We start from the raw sequence: 26,043 nt of genomic DNA, 5'->3' as shown, positions 1-26,043 counted from the left end.
GTGGACGGGTCCGTTACTGAAGCGTGATGATGAGGTCGGCGATGCGGCCGCGCGCGGCCGCCGTCTTCGCCGGATCGATCGTCCAGGCCTTCAGCTCGCCGAGCTTGACGGAATCGGGGTGGTCGGCGATCGCCTTGCGCACCGCATAGTCGCCCGGCACGTTGAAGGGCTCGAAGCCCGGACCGCCGGTCGGCGTGTCGTCGCCGAACATGAAGTCGATCAGGAGACGCGCGGCGGCCGGATGCGGCGCCTTGTCGGCAATCGTCAGCACCGCCGGGAAGAGGATGCCGTTCGACGGCTCGACATTGTTGGCGACCTGCAGCGCCCAGCCTTCCTTCTCGTTATCGCGGCGGTCGGAATAGGTGCCGAAGCCGACGGGCGGGTTCTTGGCGCCGGCATCGCCGACCGATTTGTTGAGCACGTCGCTGTTGGGAACGAGGATCAGGTCGTTTTCGAACAGCGCCTTGATATACTGCTCGCCGGCCCCTTCGAGGCCATCCTCGATCTCGATGTCCTTGCCGTACTGCGTCTTGTAGGCCGCCGCCATCTCGTCGGGATGCAGCGCGATCTCGGTCAGGAGATCGAGCAGTTCGCCGCGCTGGCTCGGATCGACCATCAGCACCCTCCCCTGCCATTCCGGCTCGGTGAGCTGCCAGAGATTGGTGACGGGCGAACCGTCCGGGAAGGCCTTCTCATTGTACATCAGCACCTTGGTGGAGAGACGCTGGGTGAGCAGCGGCGCCTTGTAGCGGTCCTCCAGCTCGCCCGCCACGCGCGGCGGCACGTAGTTCACGACGCGCTTTCCCTCCAGAAGCTTCGTGAAGACGACGGGCGTGTCGGCGATGTAGAGCACGTCGACGGCATGGACGCCGGCTTGCTGCTCGGCCTCCACGCGGGCGATCTGCTTGGTCGAGCTCATGTCGACGCCGACCAGGTCGATGCCCGGATAGGCCTTCTCGAAGGCCGCCTCGATCTTGGCGATGCGGCTCGACAGCGAGAAGACCGTGACGCTGCCCTCCTTCTGGGCGAGCGGCAGCAATTGCTCCGGCGTCAGGCTATCGAGATCCTCGGAAAGCGCGATGCCCGGCAGGGCGAGACACGCCACGAGGGCGGATGCGTATACTCGTTTCAGCATGGTTTCCTCCTCCATTTTCCCCATTCAGTCGAAGTCGTTGAAAAGCTCCGACAGTTTCTCCAATCGCCCGATGACCTCCCGCTCGTGCCGTCCGGCGATCGTCAGCACGATGCCGTTGACAATGGCGAAGGGGATCGTCGGGGTCTGGAATTCGCTTCCCGAACGCCCGCGCGGGGCGGCGAGCATCAGATCGGCCGCAGGCTCCATCAGCGGTCCGGCAAGGTCCGAGACGAGAATGGTGCGTGCGCCGACCCGCGCGGCGTGGCGCACCAGCGGCCCGTAGCTCTGCGGCTGCTTGCGGAAGGCGAGCGCGACGACGAGGTCGCCCGCCTCCATGCCGACCAGCCGCTCGGCAATGTCGCGGCCGCGGCCCGTCAGCGCGATGGTCGTCATGCCGAACCGGTCGAGCCGGCGCTGCAGGAAGCCGGCGACGGACTGGGCATGGCCCTGGCCGAAGACGAAGACGCGGCGCGCCTCGAAGATCATGTCGGCGGCGCGGTCGATATCGGCCTGCGGCACCGCGCGGGCCAATGCCTCCAACGCGGTGATCTCTGCCGCGATGAGGTCGGAAAGGTAGTCGCCGTGCTCGACCTTGGCGACCGAGCGGCGCATGCGGTTGGCCGCGTCCTGATCGAGCAGAACCTCGCGCTGCAATTCGGCTCGCAGGTCCGGAAAGCCCTTGTAGCCGAGCTTCTGCGCCAGCCGTGTCGCCGTCGCCTCATGCACGCTGGCGCGCTGGGAGAGCTGCGGGCCGGACAGGAACGCCGCCTCCGCGCGGTTCTCCAGCATGGCGGCGATCAGCTTCTGGTCCGCCTCCGTGAGCCGGCGGGACTTGGCCTTTATGCGATCGAGAAGGGTCATGGCGCTCGACAAGGTTGTTTGCAGCGCCGATGGTGTTGGCAAAGCACCTTGCAGTCAAGACAGGCACCGCAAGAATCCTTGCAAGGCTCTGCAAAGCCGCGCCGCCGGGCGGGGCCGTGGGAGACAATTCGGCAGGGAAAACAAGGCGTCGGGACCGGCGGCCCCGAAACAGAGAGCCGCGACCCGACAGATGGAATGCGAAGGAACCGACAGGTCGCTAGCGCTCGTTCCGGTGAATGTCGCGCTGGGTGATGAGGCGCGCGCTGTTGCGGCCGGTGGCATAGGACCACAGCCAGCTCAGCGCCACGGCGATGCGGCTGCGGGTGCCGATCAGGAAGAAGATATGGGCAATGCCCCAGAACCACCAGGCCAGCGCGCCCTTGAGCTGGATGCGACCGAAATCCACCACCGCGGCGCTCCTGCCGATCGTCGCGAGATTGCCGGAATGGCGATAGCGGAAGCGCCCCGGCGGCGGTTTACCGGAGAGCCGATCGCGCAGCAGTCCTGCCACGAAGCGTCCCTGTTGCTTGGCCGCCGGCGCGATGCCCGGCACCGGCGTGCCGTTCTCGTTGAGCACGCTCGCCGTATCGCCGATGACGAAGATCTCGGGATGGCCGGGCACGCCGAGATCCGGCCCGACCCGCACACGCCCGGCCCGGTCGGCCTCCACGCCAAGCCAGGCCGCGGCGGGAGACGCCTTCACGCCCGCCGCCCAGAGAACCGTGCGGGCGGCGATCTCGTTTTCGCCGATGCGCACCCCCTCGTCGGTGATGTTCGTCACCGCCTCGCCGGTCTGCACACTGACGCCGAGCCGGGTGAGCGCCGCTTGCGCATAGGCCGACAGGCTCTCGGCAAAGGCCGGCAGGACGCGCGGCCCCGCCTCGACCAGGATCACGCGGGCGGTGCGCGTGTCGATGTTGCGGAACTCCTTCGGCAGGATGTGCTGCGCCAGCTCGGCGATGATGCCGGCAAGTTCGACGCCGGTCGGTCCGGCGCCGATCACCACGAAGGTCAACAGCGCCGCCCGTTCCGCGGCGCTCTCGGAGACCTCGGCCTTCTCGAAGGCGAGGAGCACGCGGCGGCGGATCGTCGTCGCATCTTCCAGCGACTTCAGGCCCGGCGCCGCGCCCTCCCATTCGTCGTGGCCGAAATAGGAATGCCGGGCACCGGTTGCCAGCACCAGCGTGTCGTAGGCAAGCGGGGCGCTCTCCTTGAGATCGACGCGCCGTGCCGCCTCGTCGATGCCGACCACCTCACCGAGGATCGTCGTCACATCCGCGCGCGTCTTGAAGAGGTTGCGGACCGGCCAGGCGACATCGGAGGTGGGCAGGATCGTCGTCGCCACCTGGTAGAGCAGCGGCTGAAAGAGATGGTGGTTTCGCTGGTCGACGATCGTGATGTGCAGCCCCGGAAACCGCAGCGCCTTGACCAGCGCGAGGCCGGCAAAGCCGGCGCCGACCACGACGAGACGGTGGGCGTTGGAGGAAGGCGCATCCTGCATGTTCGTCATCCCGCTTGTCCTTGTTCCACACGCAGACGCCGCGAACGAGGCGGCGCCCCTGTCGCGGCGTGCGTTTCATGCCGTTTCAGGGCAAGGGCCGCACCGGCCCCGCCCTCAGACCTTCACCACGCTGGCGGTGTAGATTTCGTCGATCGTCCTGCCGAGGCTGGCGTTGAACGCGGCATCGTTCATCGTCACGCGCAGATCCTCGGTGAGGGCGCGCGAGAAACTGGCGATCATGCCGTGGTTGCGGCTGAGCTTCTCGCAGGCATCCGCCCGGCTGTAGCCACCCGAAAGGGCGACGACGCGGGTGACCGCCTTGTGCTCGACAAGCGGCTTGTAGAAATCCGCAAGCGTGGGGATGGTGAGCTTCAGCATCACCTTCTCGCTCGCCGGCAGGGCGTCGAGCTCCCGGGCGATCTCGTCGCGCAGGATCGCCTCGGCCTCCCCCTTGCTCGGGCTCTTGATCGAGACTTCCGGCTCGATGATCGGCACGAGGCCCTGGCCGAGGATCTGCCGGCCGACCGCGAACTGCTGCTTCACCACGGCGACAATGCCGGCTCTGTCGGCATGGGCGATGACCGAGCGCATCTTGGTGCCGAAGATGCCCTTCTTCGCCGCGCGGGCAAGCAGGGCGTCGAGATCGGGCATCGGCTTCATCACCTGCGCGCCGCTCTCCTCGGTGGCAAGACCCTTGTCGACCTTGAGGAAGGGCACCACGCCGCGCTCCTCCCACAGATAGGCTGGCACCGGCCTGCCGCCGGCGTCGCCGTCCATGGTCTTCTCGAACAGGATGGCACCGATCACCTTTTCGCCGGTGAAGGCGGGCGCCGTCATGATGCGCACGCGCATCTCGTGCATCAGCCGGTACATCGCCTCCTCGCCGTCATAGTCGGTCTCCGCGATGCCGTAGAGCCGGAGGGCACCGGGCGTCGAGCCTCCGCTCTGGTCGAGGGCGGCGATAAAGCCCTCCTTGCCGGTCATCTGCGCCATCATCCTTGCATCGGCCATGGTTTCCTCCCTGTTGCGGGCCGGGACGCGGCGCGCCCTGCCCTGATCTCTTCTTGCCCACCGCCCGGCCTTATGCCGGAAGGCCGGCCCTACGGTAGCCCTCGACGAAATGCGCGCGCGTCGCGGCATCGCGGAACGGCTCCGTCTCGGCCCATTGGCTGGTCGAAAAATGCGGATTTGCGATCAGGAACAACGCGACCTCCGCCCGCGCCTCGTCGAGCCGGCCGAGCTGGGCAAGGCTTGCCGCGAGGAACCGGCGCGAGCCGGTGCGGTAGGTCTCGTCGCGGATCAACGTCTCGACGGCGGCCTCGTAGGCGCCGGCGGCATATTGCGCCTGACCGAGCGTCAGATAGTACCAGCTCGCCGGATAGGGATTGAGCCGGAAGGCCTTGCGGATCTGCTCCAGCCCCTCCTCGACGCGCCCGGCAAGCACGAGGATGTCGGAGCGGGTGGCGAAGGTGTCGGCCTCGTTCGGATCGAGCGCGATGGCCCGGTCAAATTCCGCATCCGCTTCGTCGAAGCGGCGCTCGTAGGCGAGCAGGTTGGCCAGCACCCAGCGGCAGCCCGCGTCGTTGGGGTCGATCGCGACGGCTTTTTCCGCAAGCGCGAGGGCAAGCCCACGGGCCGGCTCCTCCGGCTCGCCCCAGTGCACCCAGCCCATCCAGTGGTTCATGGCGAGCCAGCGGTAGGCCTCGGCATAGTGCGGATCGAGCGCGACGGCGCGCGTCAGCATCAGATGCGCCTCGCGCGCCGTCTGCGGCGAATCGTCGATCAGTTTTCGCGCCCGCACGCACAGGTCGTAGGCTTCGAGGCTCTTCGGCCGGTTGCGTGGCGGCGGTGCGCGCAAGCGCCCGAGCAGCGCCTCTACGATCTTGCCGGCGACCTCGTCCTGTACGGCAAAGATGTCGTCGAGGCTCCGGTCGAAACGATCCGCCCAGAGATGGTCGCCATGCAGCGCATCGACCAGCTGGGCATTGATCCGCACACGCCCGCCGGCATGCCGCGCACTGCCCTGCAACAGGTAGCGCACGCCGAGATCCTCGGCGATGGCGCGCACATCCGCCGCCCTGCCCTTGTAGGCGAAGACCGAGTTGCGGGCGATGACGAAGAGGCCGGGCATGCGGGAAAGGTCGGTGATGAGATCTTCCGTCAACCCGTCGGAAAAGCTCTCCTGCTGCGGATCGCTGCTGACATTGACGAAGGGCAGCACGGCGATCGACGGCCTGTCGGGCAGCGGGCGGGGCACCCGATCCATCCGGTGCGGCGCGATGGCCCCGGTGAAGCGATAGCCGACGCGCGGCACCGTCGAGATCCATTCGCCGCCGCCTTCGGCCGGGCCGAGCAGTTTGCGCAGCTGGGCGATCTGGACGGTGAGGTTGCCCTCCTCGACGGCCGTGCCGGGCCAGGCCGCATCCATCAGCTCGGCCTTGCCGAGGATTTCGCCGGGCCGCCCGACGAGCGCGGCAAGCAGCTTCAGCCCGCGATGGCCGACGGCAACGGGATCATCGTTCCGAAGGAGCGTTCCCGCTCCGGAATCAAGCACGAACGGACCAAAGGCAAAGCGCGCTCCCTGCATAGGGCGCATCTATAGCCGGTTTTGGAAGTTTTTGAGAACTTTTTGGGAGGGCTTAAGGACGGTTCCCGCCCGCCGCCGGCACAATCGAGCCTTCAAGACCGGGCCTTTCCCCGGAAAATCCCTTGGAGGTTGCCATGACCCACATTTCCACAGCAAGGCCGTCCGCCCCGCCGGGCCGTGTCAGCATCCGCACGCTTCTGGCCGCCTGGGACGCCCGCCTGCGCTTCCGCTGGGATCTTGCGCGCAAGGCGGCGGAGACCCCGCACCTGATCGACGACATCGGCCTGACGCGCGACGCGGTCGAGACCGAGATCGCCAAGCCGTTCTGGCGGGTATAAGACCGGGATCATGTCGAGGTTTGCATGACGGCGGAAAGCACGACATCAACAGGGGAGAGCGGCATCCCGTGGGCCGCGATGGCCGGGATCATCGCGACCGTCTCGGTCTTTGCCCTGGCACAGGGGCTGACCTATCCGCTGCTCAGCTTCATCCTGGAACGGCAGGGCACGACACCCGCCCTCATCGGCCTGTCGGCCGCCATGACGCCGCTCGGCTTCATCGTTTCCGCACCCTTCATTCCGGCGCTCGCGCAGCGCGTCGGCGGGGCGCGGCTGGCAATCCTCTGCGCACTCCTCGCCGCGTTCGCACTTGCGGCCATCGGGTTGGTGCAGGACGTGCGCGCCTGGATGCCACTGCGCTTCCTGCTCGGCGTCTTCGCCAATCCGCTCTACGTGGTCAGCGAGACCTGGCTGATCGCGCTCACGCCCGCCGCCCGCCGCGGCCGCATTCTCGGCCTCTATTCATCGGTCGTCTCCGGCGGCTTTGCCATCGGCCCGCTGTCGCTCGGCCTTGTCGGCACGGCGGGCTGGGCACCGTTTCTCGTCGGCATCGTCGCCTTCGTCCTCTGCAGCCTGATCGTGCTCGCCGTCGCGCAGCGCCTGCCGGACATCCCACAGGAGGGCGAGGCGGTATCGATCGCCGGTATTTTTTCGCGCGCGCCACTCCTCCTCTTCGCCGTCTTCACCGCGGCCGCCTTCGAACAGACCTTCGTGTCGCTCTTTGCGGTTTATGGCACAGCGCTCGGCAGCAGCGAGGCGCGCATCGCCGCGCTCATCACCGTGTTCATCGCCGGCAACGCCGTGCTGCAGGTCGTGCTGGGGCGCATCGCCGAACGGTGCGGTGCGGCGCGCACCATGCTGGCCTGCGCGCTTGCCGCACTGTTCTTCTGCCTGCTTTTGCCACAGGTCTTTGCCGCCTGGCCCGTCTGGCCGCTCCTCTTCGTCTGGGGCGGGGTTTCCTTCGGCATCTACACCATGGCGCTGATCGAGCTCGGCGAACGCTTCACCGGCCAGGCGCTGATCGCCGGCAATGCCGCCTTCGCCCTCGTCTGGGGCCTTGGCGGCATGACGGGTTCGCCCGCGACGGGCCTTGCCATGCAGTTGATCGGCCATCAGGGACTGCCCGCTTCCCTCGGTCTCCTGTGCTTCGTGCTCGCCCTCCTCCTGGTGCTGCGCCGACGACAGGTCTGAGCCATCCCCTTCGAGGTGGATGGGAAGCGTTGCCGCCTTGCTCTAGGCTTCTTGAATGCCGGGCAAGGACAAGGAGAGCGCCCCCATGAAATACACCCGCATGCCCATCGAGCTCGAATCGCCCGAACAGCTCGGCTACGACACGATCCGCTACAACCTTTCGGAAAGCTCCGTCGCCGACCGCCGCCTCGGCGAGCTGAAGCTGACGCTCGACGACATCCTGCTGTGCTACGGCGACCATCGCGGCGCACCCGACCTGCGCGGCCTGATCGCCGGCACGGGCGAAGGCCTCTCGGCCGACGACGTGCTGGTGACGGCCGGTGCTGCGGGCGCACTCTTCATCATCGCGACCTCCATGCTGAAAGCCGGCGACCACATCGTCGTGGTGCGGCCGAACTACGCGACCAATATCGAGACGCCGCGCGCCATCGGCTGCAAACTCAGCCTTGTCGACCTCACCTTCGAGGAAGGCTACCGGCTGGATCTTGCAAAGATCGAGGCTGCGATCCGGCCGGAGACGAAATATGTCTCGGTCACCTATCCGCACAACCCGACGGGCGTGATGATTTCGCCGGCCAAGCTTGCCGCCCTCGTCGCGCTGGTGGAGCGCAAGGGCATCCATCTGCTGTTCGACGAGACCTATCGCGAGATGACCTTCGGCCCGATGCTTCCGGTCGCCGCCAGCCTGTCGGACAGGGTGATCAGCGTCTCCTCGCTCTCGAAGACCTACGGCATTCCCGGCATCCGCATCGGCTGGCTGATCAGCCGCGACGCCGCACTGATGGAGACCTTCCTTGCCGCCCGCGAGCAGATCGGCATTTCCGGCAGCATGGTGGACGAATACATCGCCTATGTCGCGCTCAGCCAGCGCGAGGAGTGGCTGGCCTTCAACAATGCCCGCATCGCCAGCGCCTTTGCCATCGTCAAGGACTGGATCGCCAGTGAACCGCTGGTCGAATGGGTCGAGCCGTCGGGCGGCTGCGTCTGCTTCCCGCGCATCGTGCCGTCGGCGGATGTCGATCTTGCCGCCTTCCACGAGCGCCTCTACAGCCAGCACCACGCCTATGTCGGCCGCGGCCGCTGGTTCGAGCAGGACGACCGGCACTTCCGCATCGGCTACGCCTGGTCGAGCGAGGCGGAACTGCGCCAGGGCCTGGCGGCAATCTCCGCGGCGATCCGCGAAAGCCTGAGGACCTGACAGGCTCTAGAGGTTGAGGCTGCGCAGGAAGGCGGAGAACAGCTCCTGCTGGGTCGAGAGATTGAGCTTGGCATAGAGCTTCTGCCGGTGGGTCTTCACCGTGGCGATCGAGATGCCGAGATGGTAGCCGATCGATTCGCTGGAATGGCCCTTGAGGATCAGCAGCGCCACCTCCCGCTCCCGCGGGCTCAGGAGGCCGCGGCCGAAATCGGTGAAGAGATGGTCGAGGGGGCGCGGCTGCGGCCGCGCCTCGCTGCGGGACAGATGCGCCCACAGCCGGCGGAAGATCGCGGCGATCAGGGCATGGGCCTCCCGAAGCCGGGCGACCGACGCTGCATCGAAGCCGCCTTCGCCGCGGATACGCGACAGGCTGATCTCCGCCATCTCGCCGCCCGGCAGGTCGACGGCGATGAGCAACTCCTCCATGCCTTCCGGCCAGCCATGGGTGCGATAGCCGAGCTCTTCATCCTCGTGACGGCGGATGTCGAGGCCGCGATACAGATCCGAGCCGAGATAGTTGTCCGGCGCCAGATCCCGCATCAGGTAGATGCCCGAGGCGAGGCCACCGAGATAGGCATTGTAGAACGGGTTCAGGACATAGGTGCCGGCAATGAACAGGGCCACGGCCCGCTTGGCGCGCGGGCCGGAAAACGTGTCGAAGACATAGCTCGGCCCGCCGTTCTTCCGGTGGACCACCGAGAGCGCGAGATGGAAGCGCGCGAGCGAACCGATGGCCGCCAGCAGCGCGGCAACGCTGTCCGGCTGGTCGTAGCGATCAAGCGCATGGGCGAAGGGCGCTACCCAGCGCGCAGCAAGCGGTTCCGACATGGCACCATCTGTGAAAATCCTGAGAAAAGCCGGCCAGAACAGGTTGCCCGGTCACCGGAACCGCTCCGGTTTCTTGTTCCTATCGTATTGTCCGGCACCGAAACGATGCGGCTCGGCGTGGACTGCACCGCCGGCCGACACAGTTACGATGCAGCGCCCTGCCGCACAAGCGCGCCGACGACGGCGAGTGTGCGTTCGATCTCTTCCTCGCTGTTGTAGTGGGCGATACCGATGCGCACGACGCCTTCCTCTTCGGAGAGGCCGAGATGACGCGCCGGTTCCAGCGCGTAGTTGTGGCCGGACCAGACATTGACGTCATGGCCCGCCAGTTCCTCGGCGAAGCGATGGGTCGACAGGCGGTCATGGGTGAACGAGATCGTCGGCACGCGGTGGGCGAAAAGGTTCGCATTGGCGATGCCCATCAGCCGGATGCCGGGCAGCGCCGTCAATCCGCCGATCAGCCGGCGCATCAGGTCGGCCTCATAGGCGTCGAAGGCCTGGTAGGCGCCCGCCATCCTCTCGCGCCGCGTGCCCGTCGCGCCCGTCGTTTCGCCGGCCCAGGCGAGATAGTCGATCGTCGCGGTCAGACCGGCAAGAAGCTCGGTCTGCGGCGTGCCCGTGCAGAAGCGGTCCGGCAGGTCGTCGCTCTGGCAGCGCACCCGGTGGGGCGGCAGCGCGCGCAGCACCTTGTCACGCCCCCACAGGATGCCGAGATGCGGGCCGAAGAACTTGTAGGACGAGCAGGCGAGGAAATCGCAGCCGATCGCCTGAACATCCGGCAGGCGGTGCGGCGCCAGCTGGACCGCGTCAATCCAGACGAGCGCGCCGGCCGCCCGGGCCATTGCCGCAAGCCTGGTCACGTCGTTGATGCTGCCGGTCATGTTGGAGGCATAGTTGAGGGCGAGGAATTTCGTGCGGGGCGAGAGCAGCGCGGCAAGGTCTTCAGGCTCGATACGCCAGGTCTCCTTGTCGAAGGCGAGCCACTTCACCACCAGGCCATGGTCCTCGGCCATGGCAAGCCAGGGCGAGATGTTGCCCTCATGGTCCATGCGCGTGACGATGATCTCGTCGCCGGCCACCAGCGTCTTGCCAATGACACGCGCCATCTGGAAGGCCAGCGTCGTCATGTTGGGGCCGATGATCATTTCCTGCCACGAGCCGGCGTTGACGAATTCCGCCGCCGCCTCGTGCGCGGCGCGCCAGATCGCATCGGCCCGCTCGGAGGCGGCAAAACGCCCACCCAGATTGGCCGATGCCGTCGCCATCGCCCCGGCCACGGCATCGATGACCGAACGGGGGACCAGCGTTCCGGCCGGATTGTCGAGATAGGCCGTGCGCGACTGCGCCAGAGCCGGGAAGGCGGCGCGGATCAGATCGATGGGATAGGCGGTCATGGGGAACACTCTTTGCGGCATAGGTCAGGATACCCGCTTATCCCGCGTCCAGAAAACCCTCGCAATCCTCCCAGAAGATGAGGCGCTGCCATAAAAAACCCCTCCCCAAAAGGGGAAGGGTCTTCAAACATCGGCCGGACAACCGTGCCGGTCGTCGTTACGCCGTCTTGCTGGCTTCCAGCTTGTCCTGCGTCTTCGTGTCGAAGTCGGAGGCATCGTGGCGTTCGTGCAGCTGCTCGGCCGGATCGCCGCTCAGCCGGTTGACCATGCGGCCACGCCTTACCGCCGGCCGGACGGCGATCTCGGCCGTCCAGCGCTGGACATTGCCGTAGCTCTTGACGTCGAGGAAGGTGCCGGCATCGCCATAGGCCTGGCCGAGCGCCAGGTTGCCGTACCAGGGCCAGATGGCCATGTCGGCGATGGTGTAATCGTCGCCGGCCATGTACCGGTTGTCCGCCAGATGCCGGTCGAGCACGTCGAGTTGGCGCTTCACCTCCATCGCGTAACGATCGATGGCATACTGGATACGCATGGGCGCATAGGCATAGAAATGGCCGAAGCCGCCGCCGAGGAAGGGGGCGGAGCCCATCTGCCAGAACAGCCAGTTGAAGGTTTCCGTGCGGGCGCGCAGGGCGCTCGGCAGGAAGGCGCCGAACTTTTCGGCAAGGTAGAGCAGGATGGAGGCGGATTCGAAGACGCGCACCGGCGCGCCGCCGCCCGCAGGCGCGTGGTCCATCAAAGCCGGGATCTTGGAATTCGGATTGACCTCGACGAAACCGGAGCCGAACTGGTCGCCATCGCCGATGCGGATGGGCCAGGCATCGTATTCGGCGCCCGCATGGCCGGCGGCCAGAAGCTCCTCCAGCATGATCGTGACCTTCACGCCATTGGGCGTGGCAAGCGAATAGAGCTGCAGCGGATGCTTGCCGACCGGCCGGTCCTTCTCATGCGTCGCGCCGGCGATGGGGCGGTTGATGTTGGCGAAGGCACCGCCATTGCCGCTTTCCCATGTCCATACTTTCGGGGGTTCGTAGCCGGCGGGAAAATTGTCGGCTGGGGATTTCTCGGTCATGAATCTATCCTTGTCTTTGCCCGAACGCATCCGGCCTGCCGGATGCACCTTGCTCCATATAGGAAGGCGATTGCATTTTCTTATCCCCTCCCGCGTCCTTCGTTGCAACGGGCAGCCCCTCCCAGCAAATGACGGTGTTTCCTTAATCCTCCTTTCAAACAGCCGCTGGCACTGTAGCAGGATGCGAATCACCACGATCACCAACTGGGCCTATGGAATCACGGTCGTTCTGACCGCGCTTTCGGGCGCCTCCTTCATGATGTCCTCCCGCAGCGCCCTCCAGGAGCGCGCCGCGGTCGAGGAGCATCTGACGCTGGATACGCTCGCCGAGGAACTGGCGCTCGGCGCCGAGCTTCGCAGCGACGAAGCGCGGCTCTACGTGATGCGCGGCGAGGAGCGCCACCTGGAGGCGTTTCGCACGGAGGAGGAATCGGAACGCCGTCGCGAGGCGACGGCCGCACGGCTCATCGCCCAGGGGCTGGCGCCCGGCGAGGCGGAGGCGCTGAAGGAGGTGGTTCGCGACGCCGAGGCGCTGGACAAGATCGAACTGTCCGCGATCGAGGCCTTTCAACGCGGGGACAAGGTCGCCGCGCAGGATGCGCTTTTCGGACCGGAGCACGAACGATTCCAGAAGGCGCTTCTCCAGACGGTCGCTCATTTCCGCGACCTGACGGCGGCGCGCACCGGCGCCCAGCTTGAAGCTGCGCAGGACCGCAGCAACCTGTGGAGCCTCGTCGCCAAGGTCATGCTCGCCTTGACGGGCGCCCTGTTCGTCGCCGTGCTCTACTTCGTTCTTCGCCGGCGGGTGGCGATGCCGCTGATGCGGATGACGGGTATCGTCAGCCGGCTCGCCAAGCAGGACTATACGGTCGAGGTGCCTGTCGACCGGCGCGCCGACGAGATCGGCGAAATGAACGAGGCGATCGAGATCTTCCGCGCCAACCTGATCGAGCGGGAGAAGCTGGATGGCGAACGCAGGGCCGACCAGCGCACCAAGGATATGATCCTGCAGATGATGCACCGCGTTCAGGCGTGCCAGAACCAGGACGAGCTTGCCGAGGTCGTGGTTCGCTTCGCTCCGCAGATCTTCCCCGAACTTGCCGGCAGCCTCTACATCCTCAACGACAGCAAGACGGCGCTCGCCCGCGCCGGCGCCTGGCTCGAGCCGCAGCATTCGCCGGCGGCGTTTCCCGCCTCCGCCTGCTGGGGGCTCCGCCGCGGTCGCTCCCATGAAAGTGGCACGAGCGGCTCCGACGTTCCCTGCCAGCATCTCGACATGTCGGGCGCGGCGGCGCTCTGCGTGCCGCTAACGGCCCAGGGCGACATGATCGGCCTCCTCTACATGGAGGGGCGGGAGGAAGAAGCGCTCGGGCCGGGCGGCCTGCGGCTCTATCTCGAACTGATCGCGGAAAATGTCGGCCTGGCGATCGCGAACCTGCAGCTGCGGGAGAAGCTGATCGCGCTTGCCGTACGCGACCCCCTCACCGGCCTGTTCAACCGCCGCTTCCTCGATGAAGCATTGCAGCTGCACGGCCAGGATCGCAGCAGCGAACCGCTCGCCTGCCTGATGATCGATATCGACCATTTCAAGCGCTTCAACGACCAGTTCGGGCACGATGCAGGAGACCTCGTCATGCAATATGTCGGGCAGACACTGCGCGAGACGGTGGGCGCCGCCGGCAGCGCCTATCGCTTCGGCGGCGAGGAGTTCACCGTGCTCCTGCCCGGGCTCGGCGAGCAGGAAGGCACCGAAATGGCAGACACGCTGCGGCAGAAGATCGCCAGTGCGACACTCTCCCATTCCGGCCAGGTTCTCGGCACCGTATCGGCCTCCATCGGTGTTGCGGCCTCCCCGCTGGACGGCTCCGTCGCGACACTCATCACCCGCGCCGATGCCGCATTGCTCGAGGCGAAAGCCGCCGGCCGCGACCGGACCATGGCCGCAAGCCAGATCAAGAAGGCGGCCGCGCGAAAGAGCTCCTGACCCGCTCCCCGACTTCGGCGAATGCCGGGAAGCAGGCACTCGCGTCCCCCTCTTCAGGACGGAAAATCCGTCGAAACCGCAATCGCCCGCCATTCGGCGATGAGTGCTTCGTTGTCCGCATGTTTTGCGGCAATCGCTGCGATCGTATCGCTGCCGAGCGGCAGGCGGACCGGCGGGTTGGGCACATCGACGAAATCGACGACGACCTCGGCCAACCTCTGCGGATTGCCGGGCTGGTTGTGGCTGATGACCTTCGCCCTTTCCCGCACCGCACCGGCGGTCTGCGCATAATCCGCAATCTCGATCGGGCTGATCGAGAGCGAGGTCGCATCGAGGAAATCCGTGCGGAAGTAACCGGGCTCGATCGCCGTCGCATGGATACCGAGTGGGGCGAGTTCGGCGGAAAGGGCCTCCGTCAGGCCCTCGACGGCGAATTTCGTCGAGGAATAGACGCCGAAGCCGGGACCGCTGCGATAGCCGCCGATCGAGGAGAAGTTGAGGATATGCCCGGAACGCTGACGCCGCATATGCGGCAGCACGGCGCGGGTGACGGCGAGAAGGCCGAAGACATTCGTCCGGTAGAGCGCTTCCACCTCCGCCCCCGTCGCCTCTTCGACGGCACCGAGCAGGCCATAACCGGCATTGTTGACGAGAATGTCGATACCGCCGAACCGGGCGACCGCCTCACCGACGGCCCTGTGCGCCTGTGCTTCGTCGGTGACGTCGAGTGCGACGGCAAGCAGGTCCGGGCGTGTGCCGAACCGGTCGAGGATCGCCTGCGGGTTGCGCGCTGTCGCAACGACGCGGTCGCCCTTTTCCAGCGCCTTTTCTGCAATCAGAGCCCCGAAACCGCGCGAGGCACCCGTGATGAACCATGTCCGCATAATACTCTCCTTGAGTGTCGGATCTGTGCCCCGTCTTCGGTGGCAGGACGGTTGTAGCGCGACCCATCTGATGAGATAATCGCGTAAGTTCTCGTCGATCTACTGAGCATGATTCATCAATGAGCCGGATTTCCCCTGCCGATCTGCTGCCGTTCCTGGCGATCGCCCGCCACAGGAGCTTTCGCCGCGCCGCCGACGAACTCGGCTGCACCGCCTCTGCCCTCAGCCATTCGCTGAAGGGTCTGGAGAGCCGGCTGGATCTGCGCCTCTTCAACCGCACGACGCGCAGCGTCGCGCTGACGGAGGCCGGCGAGCGGCTCTTGTCGCGCATCGCCCCGGCCTTCCGCGACATCGACGACGCGGTGGACGATCTCAACGAATTGCGCGGTGCGCCGATCGGCCGGCTGCGCTTCAACACGGCGCGCGCCTCGGCAAGGATGGTGCTGCTGCCGCTCGTCGCGCAGTTCCTGAAGACGCATCAGCGCATCAGCGTGGAGATCGCCATCGACAACGACTTCGTCGATGTGGTCTCCGAGGGCTTCGATGCGGGCGTGCGCTTCGGCGAGGTGATCGCGAAGGACATGATCGCCGTGCCGCTCGGGCCGCGCCAGCGCAGCGCCATCGTGGCGGCGCCGGCGCTCTTCGAGCAGCATCCTGTGCCCCTGACGCCGGAACAGCTGCGCGGCCTTCCCTGCATCGGCCTGCGCTTCGGCTCTGGACGGCTCTATGCCTGGGAGTTCGAACGGGGCGGCGTGGAGCTTTCCGTCGAGGTGGAGGGGCCACTCGTCGTCGGCGACCAGGACCTGATGGTGGACGCCGCGCTGATGGGCGCCGGCATCGCCTATGCGTTCGAGGACCAGGTGAGCGAGCATATCCGCGCCGGCCGGCTGGTGCGGGTGCTGGAGGACTGGTGTCCCTACTACAAGGGGCTCTATCTTTATTATCCGAGCCGCCGGCAATTGCCTGCCGCGCTCAGGGCCTTTATCGATTTTGCCCGGCAGGCACACCGCGCCTGACCTGATTTGCGGAGTATCGCCATTGGACCCTCAAGAGATCGGCAATGTCGTGGACTGGCTCGTGCAACGGGGCCTCGACGGTCTGGATGAGACCGAGCTGATCACTGCCTTCTGCCATCGGCTCGGCCGGCTGGGCATCGAACTCGAGCAGGCAGCGATCTTCATCGACACGCTGCATCCCGTGCTGGAATCGCAAGGTTATTTCTGGGACGTCGCGGACGAGGCGAGTGCGGCGCGCCGCGACTTCTCGCGCCTGGACGCAGAGCGCAACGAGCCGCAATGGCGCGCAAGCCCGTTCTTCCACATGCTGGAAAACGAGCTCGGCGAGTTGCACATCAACCTTACCGAAAAGAGCAACTACACCTTTCCGGTGCTCGAGGACCTGCGTGCAGAGGGCCACACCGATTATTTCCTCCAGCTCCACCGGCTGGGCGAGGCGATCGGCGAGGTCGATGGCCTGTTCTCGCGCTGGTCGACGAAACGGCCGGGCGGTTTTTCCGCCGAGGACATCGCCTGCCTGCGGCGCACGGTGCCGGCCTTCGCGCTGGCCGTGAAATCCACCGCGTTCCGCCGCATGACCAGCGCGCTCGTCGAGGTCTATCTCGGACGTGACGCTGCGCGACGGGTGCTCAAAGGCCGCATCGAGCGCGGCAAGGTCGATAGCATCAAGGCCGTGCTGTGGTTCTCCGACATGCGCAACTACACCGCGCTGTCGGAAAGCGTGCACAGTGGCGACCTGATCGCCATGCTGGGCGATTATGCCGAGGCGGCCATCTCCGCCGTGCACGCAGCCGGCGGCGACGTGCTCAAGCTGATGGGCGACGGCACGCTCGCCATCTTCAACCACGCCGACCCGCAGGAGGCCGCCGCCGCCAGCCTCAAGGCCTGGTATGATCTCGCCAGCCGCGTCGAGGCGCTGAACGCCCGGCGGCAGGAGGCGGGGCTTGCCACCACGACCGTTCATGTCGGGCTGCATATCGGCGAGGTGTTCTACGGCAATATCGGCAGCAACGATCGGCTGGACTTCACGGTGATCGGCCCGGCGGTCAACGAGGCCTCGCGCATCGTCGCCGCCAGCCGCAAGGTCGGCCGCCAGCTTTTGATCTCCAACGACCTTCTGAGCCTTCTGCCGGTGCTGGAAGCCAGCGCCTTCGAGGATCTCGGCGCATTTCGCCTGAAGGGCGTGAAACGCAAGAAGCGGCTGCATGCGCCGAGGAGGCCATGACACGGCCGGCCGGCAAATTGTGCCGCCGCAATGCCGCCTGTATGCTCCCCGAAACGATCGAACCTCCTCTTGCCGCGGATGACCCGATGACGCTGCCGTCCCCATCTTTCACCCTGCCGCTCGCGCTGGCGGCACTGGCCGCCACCCTCCTCGCCGTCAGCGCGCCGGCTGCCCGGGCGGCACCGGATGCCTGCATCGTCCAGGGAGCCACGATCATCGAGAGTGCCTATCCGACGGCAGCACGGAGCGCCGACGGGGCGTTCGACGTCGATGGCGCGACCATCCGGCTGCCGGAGCAGGACGATAGCGACGCCCATGCCGTGGTGTGCCGTACCTGGCCGTCGCAGCCCGCGCTGACCCTCGTCGCGGTGCCGCTGATGACCCGGCAGGCCGACGATGGAAACGAGGGCGACATCGAGCTCCTCGTCGTGGACAGCAAGAAGGCGACGGTCCGGCAGCGATTGCGGCTTCCCGGCCTGATGACCGATGACGCGCTCTATGTCTCCAGCGTCGCCCTCGACACGGCATTCTATCGCCTCGCATCCAGGAAGATCGCCTTCGGCCTGCGGCTTTCCCTCCAGGGCAGCTCGCGTCCCAATCCCTTCGGTGAAACGACGCTGTGGCTCTTCCTGGTCGACGACGGCAAGCTCCGGCCCGTACTGGACAACATCGTCGTTTCGAGCAACCGGGGAGAATGGGACACAAATTGCGCCGGCGAGTTCGAAAACACCGAGCGCACCCTCTCGATGGAGCCGTCGCCGCAATCGGCCATAGCCGACATCGTCGTGAGCGAGAAGACCACGACGACCGTCAACGTCGCCGGCAAGGACGGGGCCTGCCTCGACACCGAGACGGCGGCAACGGCCACCCACCGGCTCCGCTACGACGCTTCCGTCTACCGTGTTCCCAAGGCGCTTTCCCGGATGGAATAGGACGGCCCCAACCTTTGCCTTTTGCCGAATCACCCCGGCGCCGCTAGAGCATGCGCGGATATGCACAAACGGCCGGAGCCATTCTTGAAGACCATCGCAATCGATTTCGAGACCGCCAATGAGCAGCGCGCCAGCGCCTGCTCGGTCGGCCTCGCCTGGATCGAGGACGGCCGGGTGGTGCGCGTCGAGGAGCGGCTGATCCGGCCGAAGACGATGCGCTTCTCCTCCTTCAACATCGCCATCCACGGCATCCGGCCGGACCATGTCGAGGATGCCGGCGAATTCCCGGAGGTCATGGACGAATTCGCCGACGACTTCCGGAACGCCACGATGATCGCCCACAACGCGGCCTTCGATTTCAGCGTCTGGCGCGCCTGCCTCGACCAGTACCGGCAGAGCTATCCGGAGCTGCACTATCTCTGCTCGGTGAAGATGGCGCAGAAGGTGTGGCCGGATCTCGGGTCCCACAAACTCAATGTGCTCGCCGCCCATCTCGGCCTGACCTTCGCGCATCACAATGCGGCCGAGGATGCCGCGGTCTGTGCACAAGCCGCGCTCTCGATCGCGCGCTCCCTCAAGGTGGAACGCGTGCAGGATGTACCGGCCCGGATCGGCATGAAGGCGGGGCGCCTGTTTGCCGGCGGCTACGAGGCCTGCACCTGCCGCAAGGCCTGACGGGCGGCCCCGTCCCGGGCTTGCCGACGATGCAGTTTTCCGCCTTGCAAAAGCCCGTATCTGGTTGAAAGAAAGGGCCGCACCGCTGCAAAACGGGGCGCCCCGTACTATCGCCAAAATTTTTTCTATCGTCGCTTTTCATTCCTGGATTGTACGCAGTCGGAACTCTACGTACCGGTCCAACACCGTCATCGTCGGCTGTCATTCGGAGCAACAATGTTCGCACGCAACAAGGCATGGTCCAGCGCGGCCGGGGCCGCATGGCTTTTGATCGCCGTCGCCATCAACGGGCCGCACGCCGCCCGGGCAGAGACGTCGGACGCATCCACCCCGCCGCTGGAACTGGCCGGCGTCGACGTCACGCGCGTCGAGCCGCGCGACATTGCCAGCGACGTGCGGATCTCGGGCTCGCTCACCCCGATCCGCCGGTCGACACTCGCCGCCCGCGTCGCCTCGACGATCGTCGAACTGCCCGTCAAGGTCGGCGATGTCGTCAGGAAGGGAGATCTTCTCGTCCGCTTCGACACACGGGCGCTCGAATCCACCCTGACCGTGCGCCGGGCTTCGGCAGAGGCCCTGGCCGCACAGCTGCAGCTTGCCGAATCCGTCCTGCGCCGCACCACCAACCTCGGGCAGAGCGGCGCCTCCACGGAAGCGGCTACCCTGGAGGCCGAGGCGAATGTCGCCAATCTCGCGGCCCAGCTTCGCTCGAAACAGGCCGAGATCGCGGATGCCGAGCGCGACCTCGCCGACGCGGAGGTCCGCGCCGTGTTCGACGGCGTCGTCGCATCGCGGCCCGTCGAGCAGGACCAGACGGTGGCGCTCAACACGGAACTCCTCACCATCGTCGATCTCTCCAGGATGGAGGTGGATGCGGGCGTGCCGACCAGCCGTATTCCCATGGTGCGGATCGGCCAGCCGGTCGAGCTCAATGTCGAGGGTTTTCCGGACAGGACCTTCTCCGGTGCCGTCACGCGCATATCGCCCACCGCCGTCGCCGGCTCGCGGGCCGTGCGGGTCTTCCTGGCGATCGACAACAACGACCGGACGTTGAAGGGCGGCATGTTCACCACGGGCATCCTCAAGGTCGACGAACGCAAGGGCGTCATCGCCCTGCCGAATGCGGCGATCCGCCAGGACCAGACGGGCAGCTTCGTGCTCAAGGTGACGGAAGGCATGCTGCGCCGCCAGCCGGTCGTGCTGGGCACCGCGTGGACGGACCGGGGCCTCGTCGAAGTCTCGGGGCCTGCGGCCGGCGACGTCGTCGTCTCCGCACCGCTTCCGGCACTGGAAGCGGACATGCCGGTCGTCGTCGAGGGGCTGTAAGCGATGTTCCTCACGCGCATCAGCGTCCGCCACCCCGTCTTCGCCACCATGATGATGGTGACGATCCTCGTCATCGGGTTGTTCGCCTATTCCCGCCTCGGCGTCGACCAGTTCCCCGAGACCGACCTTCCCATCGTCGTCGTCACGGCGACCTATACCGGCGCCTCGCCCTCGACCGTCGAAAGCGAGGTTTCCCGCCCGATCGAGACTGCGTTGAACACGATCGGCGGCATCGACACGATCATTTCCGAATCCTACGAGGGCCGCTCCGTCGTCGTCGTGCAGTTCGAGCTCGACGTGGATTCGCAGGTCGCCGCCCAGGAGGTTCGTGACCGCGTTGCCCGGCTGGAGGCGAGCTTTCCCGATGCGGTGGACACGCCGCAGGTCACCCGCTTCAATCCGGACGACGAGCCCATCCTCTCCATCGCCGCGTCCTCGTCGAAGCGCACGCTTTCGGAAATCACCACGCTCGCCAACCGCGTGATCACCAACCGGCTCAGCGTCATCGCCGGCGTCGGCCAGATCTCGCTGGTCGGCGGCAGCGAGCGCCAGGTGCTCGTGATGGTCGATCCCGACCGCCTCGAAGCCTATGGCATCGCGGTCACATCGGTCATGGATGCCATCCGCAAGGAGAACCAGGACCGTGCCGCCGGCACGCTGATATCGGGCATCAACCAGCGCATCGTCACGGTCGAGGGCCGCGTTCCTGACGTGACGGGCTTCAACAGCATCATCGTGGCGCAGAGCGGCGGTTACCCGGTCTATCTGTCCGATGTCGCGACGATCCTGGATGTCGGCGCCGAGGTGACGAGCCGCGCCACCTATCAGGGTCTGCCCTCGCTGGGGCTCGACGTCGTCAAGGTGCAGGGTGCGAACACGGTGGAAGTGGCGGCGGAGCTGCGCAAGGAGATCGCGGCGCTGAATGTCGAGCTCGCCCCCGAGGGTGTCGAGCTGAAGGTGACGCGCGACAATTCCCGCCCCATCGCCGCGCAGGTCGACGAAGTCCAGCGCACGCTGGTCGAGGGGGGCATACTCACCGTGGTGATCGTCTTCCTGTTCCTCAATTCCTGGCGCTCGACCGTCATCACCGGGCTGACGCTGCCGATCTCGGTGATCGGCACCTTCGCCCTCATCTATGCGCTCGGCTTCACACTCAACACCATGACGCTCATGGCGCTGTCGCTGTCGATCGGCATCCTGATCGACGATGCGATCGTCGTACGCGAAAACATCACGCGCCACCTGCACATGGGCAAGAGCCATGTGGATGCCGCGCTCGACGGCACGAACGAGATCGGCCTTGCCGTTCTCGCCACCACGCTCTGCATCGTCGCGGTCTTCCTGCCCGTCGCCTTCATGGGCGGCCTCATCGGCCGGTTCTTCCTGCAGTTCGGCGTGACCGTCGCCGTCGCGGTGCTCATCTCGCTCTTCGTGTCCTTCACGCTCGATCCGATGCTGTCGAGCGTCTGGTACGATCCGCAGTCCGAGGTGAACGCGAAGCGCGGCTTCCTCGGACGGCTGATCGCGCGGTTCGACCGCTGGTTCGACCGGCTTGCCGACCGCTATCGCCGGCTCATCCGCTGGACCTTCCGCTATCGTAAGACGACCGTCTTCGTGGTCATCGCGCTGTTCTTCGCAAGCCTGATGCTCGTGCCGCGCATCGGCGCGGAATTCCTGCCCCCGGCCGACCAGGGCGAGGTCTCCATCGCGCTGAAGGCCAATGAGGGCGCGTCGCTGGACTACATGGCGGCGAAGGTCAGCCAGGTCGAGCGGGCGCTGCGCGAATTCGACTATGTCGACACCATCTACTCCACCGTCAATGCCGGCGGGGCACGCGGTTTCAACGAGGCGACGGTGGCCGTCCAGCTCAAGCCGAGCGACGAGCGCTCGGTGACGACGGCGGCCAGCATGGAGCCGTTCCGCAAGCGCCTTGCCTCCATTGCCGGCCTTGAGGTCTCCATCGGCCAGAACACCGGCATGGGCTCGTCGGAAAAGCCGCTCCAGCTTTCCGTTCTCGGCGACGGCGAGGCGGAGCTGCGCCGCATCTCCACCGAGATCACCACCGCCCTCGCCGCCATTCCGGGTGCGACCGAGGTCGAATCGTCGATCGAGAACAAGCGCCCGACGCTTGCCGTGCGGATCCGGCACGAGGCGGCAAGCGATCTCGACGTCTCGATCGCGGCCATCGGCGATACCCTGCGCCCGCTCGTGGCGGGCGATGCCATCTCCGTCTGGAATGCGCCCGACGGGGAGACCTACGATGTCGTGGTGCGCCTGCCGGCAACGGGCCGGCGCGATGCCGCGCAGCTTCGCGATCTCACCATCGCCACCGGCCGGACGGACGAGGACGGCAAGCCGATCACCGTTCTTCTCGACCAGGTCGCCGACGTCATCGAAAGCACCGCGCCGGACGCCATCACGCGCAAGGACCTCTCGCGCGAGATCCGGATCAAGAGCAATATCGAGGGGCGGGCGCTCGGCGACGTGACGGAGGATCTGAACGCCGCCATCGCCAAGATGCAGATCCCGGCGGGCTACCGCATCAGCTTCGGGGGCGATGCCGAAAACCTCGAGGAGAGCATGGGTTATGCGCTCCAGTCGCTCGCTCTCGCCGTCATCTTTATCTACATCATCCTTGCCTCGCAGTTCGGGTCCTTCCTTCAGCCGGTCGCCATCATGATGACGCTGCCGCTCTCGCTGATCGGCGTGCTGATCGGCCTTCTCGTCACCGGCTCGACGCTCAACATGTTCTCGATCATCGGCTTCATCATGCTGATGGGCCTCGTCACCAAGAACGCGATCCTGCTCGTCGATTATTCCAACCAGGGCCGGCGGGAAGGCAAGAGCCTTCAGGACAGCCTCGCGGATGCCGGCGCGGTGCGCCTGCGGCCGATCATCATGACGACGCTGGCGATGATCTTCGGCATGCTGCCGATGGCCATCGGCCTCGGCGAGGGCGGCGAGCAGCGCGCGCCGATGGCCCATGCTGTCATCGGCGGCCTCATCTCCTCCACGCTTCTGACGCTCGTCTTCGTGCCCGTGGTGCTGACGCTGCTCGATCCGGTCGGAACGCGCGTTTCCGGATGGTTCCCCAAGGGCCCCCGCCACAGGGAGCGGCAGGCCGAAGAGGACGCCTCGCTCCAGCAGTCCTGAACTCTGCCGACTTCGGAGACCCCGAACACCTCCGGGACAGGCCGGGCATGCGCCCGGTCACGAAAAACCAGCCGGGGCGGAGGGAACCTTCGCGCCGGTGGACGGTTTACGCTGCGTTGCGAAAAGTTCGCTGGCGCCGTTCGCTGGCGCAAAATCCCTCTTTTCAGGGTTCGACGCGCCTCTGCAATGGGACGTGCTGCCCCAAAGGTGTAGTGAATTCATGGCTCGTCTCGTCGTCGTTTCCAACCGCGTTCCCATTCCCGACAAGAGCGGCACCGCCCCTGCCGGAGGGCTGGCGGTCGCCCTTCAATCGGCACTCGAAGCGCGCGGCGGGCTCTGGCTCGGCTGGTCCGGCCGATCCTGCGCGGACGATACGGTCGGGCCGCTGCAGATGCAGAAGGAGGGCAATATCGAATACGCCCTCACCGACCTCACGGAACGCGATGTCGAGGAATACTACCAGGGCTTTGCAAACCGGGTGCTCTGGCCGATCTGCCACTACAGGCTGGACCTTGCCGAATATGGCCGGCGCGAGATGGCCGGCTATTTCCGCGTGAACCGCTTCTTTGCAAGCCGCCTCCTGCCGCTCATCGAGCCGGACGACCTGATCTGGATCCACGACTATCATCTCATCCCGCTGGCCGCCGAGCTGCGCCGTCAGGGTGTGACCAACCGGATCGGCTTCTTCCTGCACATTCCCTGGCCGGCACCGGACGTCTTCCATGCCATGCCGGTGCACGAGGCACTTCTGACGAGCCTGACCGCCTATGACGTGCTTGGTTTCCAGACCGAACATGATCGCGAGAACTTTGCCGACTGCCTGTCGCGGCGCGACCTCGCCGCCCGTCTGGATGCTTCGCGCTTTGCCACCGATGGGCGCGTCTTCACCGCCCGGCCCTATCCGATCGGCATCGAGACGGAAGAATTCGCCGCGCTGGCGAAACGGGCGGCACAGACCGCGCTGCACAAGCGCATGCTGCAGAGCCTCGACGGCAAGCAGCTGATCATCGGCGTCGACCGGCTCGACTATTCCAAGGGCATCACCCAGCGCATCGATGCGTTCGAATCCTTCCTGACCCGCCATTCCGACAGCCAGCGCAAGGTGACGCTGCTGCAGATCACACCGAAATCCCGCTCCGAAGTACCGGAATACGAGGCGATGCAGCGGGCCGTCGCGGAACAGGCCGGTCGCGTCAACGGCGCGCTCGGCACGGTCGACTGGGTGCCGATCCGCTACATCAACCGCTCGCTGCGCCGGCCGGCTCTCGCCGGGCTCTACCGCATGGCCAAGCTCGCCCTGGTCACGCCATTGCGCGACGGCATGAACCTCGTCGCCAAGGAGTTCGTGGCGGCGCAGAGGGAGGAAGATCCCGGCGTCCTGTTGCTCTCCCGTTTCGCCGGCGCCGCGCAGGAGCTGAAGGAGGCCGTGCTCGTCAACCCCTACGACGTCGAGGGTACCGCGGAAGCCATCGCCCGAAGCCTCGCCATGCCCCTGGAGGAGCGGCGGGAGCGCTGGAGCGCCATGATGACGACGCTGCGCGCCAACGACGTCTTCACCTGGTGCGACACGTTCCTCGAGGATCTCGCCGCCAAGCCCGTGCAGAAGGCCCGCCCCGCCTCTGTCTCGACACCCGTCAGGACGTCCGAGGCCCGCACGCAGCCCCTGCGGAAGGCAATGTCGACACCGGTCGCGCGCTGGTCGTAGACGTCCGTTCCCGGGTGATGGCTTTGCTCAGCCATCACCCGTGAAAGCGGAGAGGAACCGGGTGGCGACCTGTTCCAGGGTCGCCAGATCGTATCCGCCCTCCTGCACCAACAGGACCGGCAAATCGAGCTGTCCGAGCCGGTTACCCATCGTCCCGAAGGCATCGGCAGTCAGCTGGAGACCCCGGGCCGGATCGCTCGCCAGCGCGTCGAAGCCGAGGGAGATGACCAGCGCCGCGGGCCGGTGGGCGAGCGCGGCGTCGAGGCAGGCCGTGAATGCCATGAGATAGGCCGCATCGCCGGTTCCTTCCGCAAGGGGGTGGTTCAGCGTGAGACCCGGGGCTGATTGCCCCCCGGTCTCGTCGGAAAAACCGGTGAGATGCGGATAGTAGCCGGCCGGGCTGCGGTGCAGGGAGGCGAAGAAGACGTTTGGATCCTCCCAGAAGATATCCTGCGTGCCGTTGCCGTGGTGAACGTCGATATCGATGAGGCTTACCCGCCCGAGGGATGTAGCAAGCGCCCGTGCCGCAATGGCGGCATTGTTGAGATAGGTCGCGCCGCCGCCGAAGTCGCGGCCGGCATGATGGCCCGACGGCCGGCAGAGCGCATAGGCCCGCCGCTCGCCCGCGCGGATGAGCGCAGCGGCGGTAAGCGCCACCTGCGCCGCCCAGTATGCGGCCTGCCATGTGCCCGCGCCAAGAGGAGTTATCTGATCCCGCAGATGATACCCCGCCTTGGCGATCGGCGACCAGTCCGGCCGATAGGCATCGGGACGGGTTTCGAAGATGGCGGGTGCGAGCGGCCCGTGCTCCGCACCTTCCGATGCCGCGAGAAAGTCGAGATAACAGCCCGTATGGACGGCCGCGAGCGGTGCGCTGCCGTGATCGACGGCATCGACCACCGCAAGCCCGGCACGTCGCACCGCCCGCAAGAGTGCATCGAGACGGGCGGGCACGTCCCGGCTCGGCCGGGCAACGCCGCCTTCGACGACGGTGCCCGGGCTGTGCAGCCGATGCCGGTCGCAATAGACCGCCTTCAT

21 protein-coding genes are annotated in these 26,043 nt (G+C 66.4%); 11 read left to right on the top strand and 10 right to left on the bottom strand.

Annotated features, from left to right (window positions below; all coding sequences use genetic code 11):
- Positions 1-13: 13 nt before the first annotated feature.
- The 5 genes from K0P03_RS29480 to K0P03_RS29460 all read right to left on the bottom strand — a co-directional run bounded on the left by K0P03_RS29480 (position 14) and on the right by K0P03_RS29460 (position 6,084).
- Positions 14-1,135, bottom strand: a complete 1,122-nt coding sequence (locus tag K0P03_RS29480; protein WP_050744432.1) for an ABC transporter substrate-binding protein — start codon at positions 1,133-1,135, stop codon at positions 14-16.
- A gap of 24 nt (positions 1,136-1,159) precedes the next feature.
- Positions 1,160-1,996: a MurR/RpiR family transcriptional regulator gene (locus K0P03_RS29475; RefSeq protein ID WP_024270290.1), complete on the bottom strand. Its 837-nt coding sequence runs from the start codon at positions 1,994-1,996 to the stop codon at positions 1,160-1,162.
- Positions 1,997-2,213: 217 nt separating this feature from the next.
- Positions 2,214-3,497 carry an NAD(P)/FAD-dependent oxidoreductase gene (locus tag K0P03_RS29470; RefSeq protein ID WP_272791559.1) on the bottom strand — a complete coding sequence of 428 codons (1,284 nt, stop codon included), beginning with the start codon at positions 3,495-3,497 and terminating at the stop codon, positions 2,214-2,216.
- 114 nt (positions 3,498-3,611) lie between these two features.
- Positions 3,612-4,508, bottom strand: coding sequence for a fructose bisphosphate aldolase (locus K0P03_RS29465; RefSeq protein WP_272791446.1), 897 nt, complete (start codon positions 4,506-4,508; stop codon positions 3,612-3,614).
- Positions 4,509-4,578: 70 nt separating this feature from the next.
- Positions 4,579-6,084 carry a winged helix-turn-helix domain-containing tetratricopeptide repeat protein gene (locus K0P03_RS29460; RefSeq protein ID WP_272791445.1) on the bottom strand — a complete coding sequence of 502 codons (1,506 nt, stop codon included), beginning with the start codon at positions 6,082-6,084 and terminating at the stop codon, positions 4,579-4,581.
- A 134-nt stretch (positions 6,085-6,218) separates the two neighbouring features.
- Here K0P03_RS29460 and K0P03_RS29455 point away from each other — a divergent pair, with 134 nt between their 5' ends.
- From K0P03_RS29455 to K0P03_RS29445, 3 genes are all read left to right on the top strand, one after another.
- Positions 6,219-6,422 carry a DUF1127 domain-containing protein gene (locus tag K0P03_RS29455; protein WP_050744435.1) on the top strand — a complete coding sequence of 68 codons (204 nt, stop codon included), beginning with the start codon at positions 6,219-6,221 and terminating at the stop codon, positions 6,420-6,422.
- Positions 6,423-6,446: 24 nt separating this feature from the next.
- Positions 6,447-7,613, top strand: coding sequence for an MFS transporter (locus tag K0P03_RS29450; protein ID WP_272791444.1), 1,167 nt, complete (start codon positions 6,447-6,449; stop codon positions 7,611-7,613).
- A gap of 85 nt (positions 7,614-7,698) precedes the next feature.
- Positions 7,699-8,811, top strand: a complete 1,113-nt coding sequence (locus K0P03_RS29445) for an aminotransferase class I/II-fold pyridoxal phosphate-dependent enzyme (RefSeq protein ID WP_050744436.1) — start codon at positions 7,699-7,701, stop codon at positions 8,809-8,811.
- A 6-nt stretch (positions 8,812-8,817) separates the two neighbouring features.
- On the opposite strand, the gene K0P03_RS29440 is transcribed toward K0P03_RS29445, so the two are convergent.
- The 3 genes from K0P03_RS29440 to yghU all read right to left on the bottom strand — a co-directional run bounded on the left by K0P03_RS29440 (position 8,818) and on the right by yghU (position 12,105).
- Complete coding sequence (locus K0P03_RS29440; protein ID WP_272791443.1) at positions 8,818-9,639, bottom strand: helix-turn-helix transcriptional regulator; 822 nt, start codon at positions 9,637-9,639, stop codon at positions 8,818-8,820.
- A gap of 143 nt (positions 9,640-9,782) precedes the next feature.
- A complete protein-coding gene (locus K0P03_RS29435; RefSeq protein ID WP_050744405.1) occupies positions 9,783-11,033 on the bottom strand; it encodes a cysteine desulfurase-like protein in 1,251 nt (416 codons plus the stop codon).
- Between the two features lie 157 nt (positions 11,034-11,190).
- Positions 11,191-12,105, bottom strand: coding sequence for a glutathione-dependent disulfide-bond oxidoreductase (yghU, locus tag K0P03_RS29430; RefSeq protein WP_272791442.1), 915 nt, complete (start codon positions 12,103-12,105; stop codon positions 11,191-11,193).
- Positions 12,106-12,286: 181 nt separating this feature from the next.
- Between yghU and K0P03_RS29425 the strand changes: the two genes are divergently transcribed.
- Positions 12,287-14,089, top strand: a complete 1,803-nt coding sequence (locus tag K0P03_RS29425; RefSeq protein WP_272791441.1) for a diguanylate cyclase — start codon at positions 12,287-12,289, stop codon at positions 14,087-14,089.
- 53 nt (positions 14,090-14,142) lie between these two features.
- On the opposite strand, the gene K0P03_RS29420 is transcribed toward K0P03_RS29425, so the two are convergent.
- Positions 14,143-14,973, bottom strand: coding sequence for an oxidoreductase (locus K0P03_RS29420; protein ID WP_272791440.1), 831 nt, complete (start codon positions 14,971-14,973; stop codon positions 14,143-14,145).
- A gap of 119 nt (positions 14,974-15,092) precedes the next feature.
- On the opposite strand from K0P03_RS29420, the gene K0P03_RS29415 reads away from it, so the two are divergent.
- The 7 genes from K0P03_RS29415 to otsA all read left to right on the top strand — a co-directional run bounded on the left by K0P03_RS29415 (position 15,093) and on the right by otsA (position 25,005).
- Complete coding sequence (locus tag K0P03_RS29415) at positions 15,093-15,989, top strand: LysR family transcriptional regulator (protein ID WP_050744408.1); 897 nt, start codon at positions 15,093-15,095, stop codon at positions 15,987-15,989.
- 22 nt (positions 15,990-16,011) lie between these two features.
- A complete protein-coding gene (locus K0P03_RS29410; protein WP_272791439.1) occupies positions 16,012-17,214 on the top strand; it encodes an adenylate/guanylate cyclase domain-containing protein in 1,203 nt (400 codons plus the stop codon).
- Positions 17,215-17,300: 86 nt separating this feature from the next.
- Positions 17,301-18,146, top strand: coding sequence for a hypothetical protein (locus K0P03_RS29405; RefSeq protein WP_050744437.1), 846 nt, complete (start codon positions 17,301-17,303; stop codon positions 18,144-18,146).
- A gap of 84 nt (positions 18,147-18,230) precedes the next feature.
- On the top strand, positions 18,231-18,821 hold the full coding sequence (locus K0P03_RS29400) for a 3'-5' exonuclease (RefSeq protein WP_050744409.1): 591 nt from the start codon (positions 18,231-18,233) through the stop codon (positions 18,819-18,821).
- A gap of 216 nt (positions 18,822-19,037) precedes the next feature.
- The gene (locus K0P03_RS29395) at positions 19,038-20,147 is read left to right on the top strand and encodes an efflux RND transporter periplasmic adaptor subunit (protein ID WP_272791438.1); all 1,110 of its coding nucleotides are present in this window, start codon (positions 19,038-19,040) and stop codon (positions 20,145-20,147) included.
- 3 nt (positions 20,148-20,150) lie between these two features.
- On the top strand, positions 20,151-23,300 hold the full coding sequence (locus K0P03_RS29390; protein WP_024270288.1) for an efflux RND transporter permease subunit: 3,150 nt from the start codon (positions 20,151-20,153) through the stop codon (positions 23,298-23,300).
- A gap of 220 nt (positions 23,301-23,520) precedes the next feature.
- Positions 23,521-25,005, top strand: coding sequence for an alpha,alpha-trehalose-phosphate synthase (UDP-forming) (otsA, locus tag K0P03_RS29385; RefSeq protein WP_272791437.1), 1,485 nt, complete (start codon positions 23,521-23,523; stop codon positions 25,003-25,005).
- 27 nt (positions 25,006-25,032) lie between these two features.
- Here the strand turns inward: otsA and K0P03_RS29380 are convergent, their stop codons facing one another.
- Positions 25,033-26,043, bottom strand: coding sequence for a histone deacetylase family protein (locus K0P03_RS29380; protein WP_272791436.1), 1,011 nt, complete (start codon positions 26,041-26,043; stop codon positions 25,033-25,035).

The sequence above is a fragment of the Shinella sp. HY16 genome, from assembly GCF_028534175.1.
Lineage (GTDB): Bacteria > Pseudomonadota > Alphaproteobacteria > Rhizobiales > Rhizobiaceae > Shinella.
This window is presented reverse-complemented; position numbering and strand designations above follow the sequence as displayed.

Bases quoted from the DNA above. Each gene is read 5' to 3' on its own strand.
- K0P03_RS29480 (WP_050744432.1), bottom strand. From the start codon at position 1,135: ATGCTGAAACGAGTATACGCATCCGCCCTCGTGGCGTGTCTCGCCCTG.
- K0P03_RS29475 (WP_024270290.1), bottom strand. From the start codon at position 1,996: ATGACCCTTCTCGATCGCATAAAGGCCAAGTCCCGCCGGCTCACGGAG.
- K0P03_RS29470 (WP_272791559.1), bottom strand. From the start codon at position 3,497: ATGCAGGATGCGCCTTCCTCCAACGCCCACCGTCTCGTCGTGGTCGGC.
- K0P03_RS29465 (WP_272791446.1), bottom strand. From the start codon at position 4,508: ATGGCCGATGCAAGGATGATGGCGCAGATGACCGGCAAGGAGGGCTTT.
- K0P03_RS29460 (WP_272791445.1), bottom strand. From the start codon at position 6,084: ATGCAGGGAGCGCGCTTTGCCTTTGGTCCGTTCGTGCTTGATTCCGGA.
- K0P03_RS29455 (WP_050744435.1), top strand. From the start codon at position 6,219: ATGACCCACATTTCCACAGCAAGGCCGTCCGCCCCGCCGGGCCGTGTC.
- K0P03_RS29450 (WP_272791444.1), top strand. From the start codon at position 6,447: ATGACGGCGGAAAGCACGACATCAACAGGGGAGAGCGGCATCCCGTGG.
- K0P03_RS29445 (WP_050744436.1), top strand. From the start codon at position 7,699: ATGAAATACACCCGCATGCCCATCGAGCTCGAATCGCCCGAACAGCTC.
- K0P03_RS29440 (WP_272791443.1), bottom strand. From the start codon at position 9,639: ATGTCGGAACCGCTTGCTGCGCGCTGGGTAGCGCCCTTCGCCCATGCG.
- K0P03_RS29435 (WP_050744405.1), bottom strand. From the start codon at position 11,033: ATGACCGCCTATCCCATCGATCTGATCCGCGCCGCCTTCCCGGCTCTG.
- yghU (WP_272791442.1), bottom strand. From the start codon at position 12,105: ATGACCGAGAAATCCCCAGCCGACAATTTTCCCGCCGGCTACGAACCC.
- K0P03_RS29425 (WP_272791441.1), top strand. From the start codon at position 12,287: ATGCGAATCACCACGATCACCAACTGGGCCTATGGAATCACGGTCGTT.
- K0P03_RS29420 (WP_272791440.1), bottom strand. From the start codon at position 14,973: ATGCGGACATGGTTCATCACGGGTGCCTCGCGCGGTTTCGGGGCTCTG.
- K0P03_RS29415 (WP_050744408.1), top strand. From the start codon at position 15,093: ATGAGCCGGATTTCCCCTGCCGATCTGCTGCCGTTCCTGGCGATCGCC.
- K0P03_RS29405 (WP_050744437.1), top strand. From the start codon at position 17,301: ATGACGCTGCCGTCCCCATCTTTCACCCTGCCGCTCGCGCTGGCGGCA.
- K0P03_RS29395 (WP_272791438.1), top strand. From the start codon at position 19,038: ATGTTCGCACGCAACAAGGCATGGTCCAGCGCGGCCGGGGCCGCATGG.
- K0P03_RS29390 (WP_024270288.1), top strand. From the start codon at position 20,151: ATGTTCCTCACGCGCATCAGCGTCCGCCACCCCGTCTTCGCCACCATG.
- otsA (WP_272791437.1), top strand. From the start codon at position 23,521: ATGGCTCGTCTCGTCGTCGTTTCCAACCGCGTTCCCATTCCCGACAAG.
- K0P03_RS29380 (WP_272791436.1), bottom strand. From the start codon at position 26,043: ATGAAGGCGGTCTATTGCGACCGGCATCGGCTGCACAGCCCGGGCACC.